This is a genomic window from uncultured Algibacter sp., from assembly GCF_947495675.1.
Lineage (GTDB): Bacteria > Bacteroidota > Bacteroidia > Flavobacteriales > Flavobacteriaceae > Algibacter_B.
The window spans coordinates 1-4,699 of sequence record NZ_CANLZX010000038.1 but is presented as its reverse complement, the minus strand read 5'-3'; the positions used below and the strand labels follow the sequence as shown (position 1 = coordinate 4,699).

The 4,699-nt window shown below is 32.9% G+C and carries 2 protein-coding genes; both read right to left on the bottom strand.

Going from position 1 to position 4,699, the window contains the following annotated elements; genetic code table 11:
* The coding region (locus tag Q0842_RS15910; protein ID WP_366941136.1) for a LamG-like jellyroll fold domain-containing protein at nucleotides 1–3,960 on the bottom strand (3,960 nt) is incomplete at its 3' end.
* 133 nt (nucleotides 3,961–4,093) lie between these two features.
* Nucleotides 4,094–4,699: T9SS type A sorting domain-containing protein (locus Q0842_RS15905; RefSeq protein ID WP_298500466.1), on the bottom strand; the 606-nt coding region annotated here is incomplete at its 5' end.

The window sequence follows — 4,699 nt, the reverse complement described above, 5'->3', positions numbered from 1 at the left end:
ATTGTTTGCACCATAAAAACTAACAAATTGATATGCGCGTATAGATCCTGTTTTGTTTACTTGGGCATAACCGCCTTGATATTCGTTCAATACATGTGAATTACCGCCCCATTGCTGCCATAATTGTAATGAACCTTTTATAACACCTTCATTATCATCAATAAACTTATGTATATCTAATGCTGATGGATATGGGTTTCCTAATAGGTATTCTGTTTTGGATTGGTTGGCTACAGATCCTGTGCCACCTACATCGTCTACATCTATTAAAATGGTACCATTATTTGGCTTGCCTTCAAAAATGTATTGTTGTTCTGTTCCTCCAGAGCCTGTTCCTTTTTGGGTGTAACCTACACTAGGTTTTAACGATGTGGATGTACTTAAATGCGCCCAATCCCAATATGTTAAACCATTTATGTAGCTATAAATCCAATACGTACTAATATTTCCGTTTGCAGTATATCCAGATGTAAACATAAAGTCGCTTCCAGAATCATCTTTTAGCATATTTAAAGTAAAATCTGTATTATTTGTATTATTTGTAACTGCATTGTTATCAATTAAGCTTGTTGCTGCTTTTACTCCTATTGGTGATGACCAATAGTTATACCAATATGGACTTGAAGTACCTTCTTGACGTCGCAATATTTTACCTTCTGATGAAGTTACCAAATCACTTGTGATGGTTTGTACTAACTGAGAATCGTCTTCTAAGTCTATGGTGCCATTTAACTCAAAATACCAACTGTTTTCAACTAAATTATCTCCTTGTACTGTTAATGTTTTATCATTATCAATAAATAACCCTAAGGTTTTTATTTCATGACTTGCTGATATGTTATTTTGAATATCTACAATACTCCAATCTTTATTAGTTGCAACATCTTCTATATCCCAAACATCGCCATGTAGCCATGTGCTTTCGCTAGTCCAAGCACCATCGCTTATTGTAGCATAAGGCATGGGGGCCGTTTGGTCTTGTACTGTTGTAATATTATGTAATGTAACATCGTTTAAATTACCAGAATAATCTATTGTTTTACCACCTGTTATATCTGTCATAGGATAATAACCTTGTAAATTACTCCATAAAACTTTTTCTCTAGTACTTAAATCTTCTATATCTTTTGGAATTATTGTACCTCTTAAATTGCCTGAATTATTTTCAATTTCTTGATAAACCATTTGTTGAATTTGTAATTCCGTTAAAGCGGAATTAAAAATTCTTACTTCATCTATATTTCCTTTAAAATGTCCAAAACCTGCTACGCTAGTATTTGTTGGATATCTCCCTATAGTAAACTCTCTTGAGGAATATATATGAGGAGATCCATTAAAATTTTTAGTAATTAATTCTGAATTTAAATCAGGATCTGTTGTAGTACCTACTAATTTACCATTAAGATATAATTTAACCGTTTGGTCGGCAGCACTAAAAACCCCTGTTAAATGATACCACAAGTCATTTTGTAACTTTATATTATAAATTGGATTGGGTTGTATTTGAATGTTATTTGAAGGATAATTACTTGAAGCTGTTACTTGCCTTTGAGTAATAACATAAAAAGCTGGTGTCCTTCCATTGGTTATATACAATCTCATATTTTCTTGTCCTGCAATACTATATTGACTAGGAAGATTTCCTGAAGATGTATGTTCAATTTTAACCCAGGCCATAATGGTTCCTGCTGTCCAATTAGTTATGTATGGTGTTGCATCTAAATAATCATCTACCCCATCAAAATCTATATCTACAGGAGGAAGTGGACACCTTTCAAAATCAGTTGATAAGTTTTGTGTTCTACAACCATCTGCAGTTGATACATTAACATTATAAACTCCAAAATCATTCATGTCTAATGTACCAATAAATGATCTAGGATCTGAACCATTATAGGTAGAACCGTCTGGAAAAGTCCATGTGTAGGTCATTCCTCTATAATTTTTTAAATAAATAGGGAAATTTTCACCAACCACTCCACAGCTTTCATCTTCAAAAGTAATTCCTAACCCATTTGAAATTGGAGAAACCTGTGAACTTGTGGTATTCCCACAACTATCTTCAATTCTTACAGAATAAGTTAAAGAAGCATCTTGATTTGAAAAATAACAATCTGTATTGGTTGCAATAACTTGATTATTTCCGGTATTTATTAGCGAGAAAGTATATGGTGCCGTGCCACCAGATACAACACCAGAAATGGTTACAAAACCTGAGCCACAATCGTAACTACTTAATGGTGTAATTGAAGGTTGTTCGTAATTAGAAATAACAACCGTTTCTGAAGGATATATACACGATGCAGACGCATAGTATTCTACATAATATTCACCAGCAATTAAATTATTAAAAGTGTATGATGAAGGGCTACTGCCATAAATCGTTCCAGATTGAATTAGAGATCCCGTATTAGCATTCCTGAGTCTATAGCGTCTAGTTCCAGAATTATGGTAGTTGTTATTACTACTAACATTAACTTCAATTGAATTAGAGTTAATACAACTTAAAGTGACACTTGCTGAGACATCAACATCTAACACATCAATTATTTCAAAAGCATATGTATCTGTATTACTGCAAGAATCTGTAGCGGTAACAACATAATTTCCAGGTATTAACTTATCAAACGTAGGTCCATTTTGCGGCCCTGAATCGCCTGTAAATCCAGCAGGAACAGTAGTTAACTCGAAACTAACTGGCCCCACGGCTCCGTTACTACTATTATTATATCTTATTTCAACTCTACCTGTTCCTTCTTCACAATAATCAACAGTAGGATTTATAAGCGCATCGTTTATTGTTATTGGTTCTTGTGTTCTGGTTGTTGAACCATTTCTTGTTAACCCACAAGAATCAGTAACCGAATAACTGTAAGATCCATAAGGAATATTATTAAATATCCCTGTATTATTAAATAGTGGTCCTGTGTATCCAGCTGGCGTATTAGTTAAGGTAAAAACATAAGGTCCAACCATCCAATTTGGATTTATTTGAAGTGACCAATCGGTACAGTTTCTTTGTAACAACCTCCAGTTAACATAAGAATTAGGATTGGTATGTGTATATGTAGCTGTTTGACCGCAATTATCTGTTACTCGAAAAGTATATGGCGCTTGATTGATTGGAAGGGTAAACTGACCCGTAGTATTACTTGAACTATAACCTATAGGCGCTCCTCCCACAACTTCATAAGTAAAAGTTCCGTAACCTGTCCCTCCAGAACCTCCAACTTTATATATAGCCTCAGTACACGAAATACGTTCTTTTGATGGCGCTCCAGAAGAGTACAAATTTAAACTTGATAATGTAGGATCTGAAAGAGAATAACTTCTTGTTTGAAAATCACCACATACATCATAAACTCTAATATTATAATTGCCTGCTGGTAAATTATTAAATGTATATGTTTTATTTGCATCAGATATTAAACTAGTTGTAGTTCCTGCTGGCCCACTTAAGATTTGATATTGATACGGTCCAACTCCAGAAATTACATTAACTTCAATTGACCCTGTATTAGTTGCTGGACAATCTGGGTTTTCTGGTGTAAGTGAAAAATCAAGACTTTCTGTTTCATCTAACACTTCAATGGTTTGAACATATGGAGGATTACTTGAATCATTAGCATCTTCAATAGTTACTTGATAAATTCCAGGATATAAATCTGCAAAAGAAACGGTAGACGAATTAAAATAATCAGCTGTTGGATAAACTTGTCCGTTTGCTGTTGGTCCATTAGTTAGTGTAAAAATATACAAATAAGGTAAAACATTACCTCCTGAGGCAGTTACAGTTATTGAACCATTATTAGAACATGTGGCGGGTAAAGATGAGACATTTCCATTAACATTATATATTGTATAAGAAGGATTATTTATAGCAAAAGCTTCATTTACAAATGAAACTATAAAAATAATCAGTAATAGTATTTTATTTAACGAGAGAAGCTTTTTTTTCATAAACAATTAGTAGGTTAACCTCATGATTTAGATTCTATTTACAGAGTAAGGTCACTTTTTCCTGACCCTTCATTTAGATTAAAAATATTAGATTGAAACAATACTTAAAGGAAAAACGTTTCAATTAAATTAATTATTTAATAATAATTTTTTTAGTTAATAATTCATTTGAATTTGTTCGCATACAAACAACATAGGTTCCTGTTGATATGTTATTGAATTGCATGCCGTTTACCAAGCTTTCTCGAGAAACATCTTTTTCTTCCATTACTGTTTGCCCGCGCATATTTATCAAAGACAACTTACTTACATCACTATTTAACTTTTTAACATATAGTGTGTTTGTTGCATTTTTAAAATACACGAAGTTCTCTGTTATTATTGATGTTTCTGTACTTAAACTATGTTGTTCACTCTGAAACACAATCTCAAAGCGTTCGTTAAAAATTCCTTGTGCTGATGAAAAATGGTAAGCTGCATCTTGAGTTAAATCAAAATATTCACCTGTTAAATTATCTCTTAAATAAATTTCTTGACTCTCCTCAATATTATCAAGCTCTGTGATTCTTATCTCAAAACTATTATCGCCAGATGAACTAAAATTTAATGGTACAGCCTTGTCGCTAGTAATTGCTCCATAAGCTTGAATGTTCATGTTCTTACCTTCTAAACTTAAATTTAAATCGTTGTTACTAGCTTCTAGATTTTCTGCATCATAGCCATAATCGTAGCCATCGGT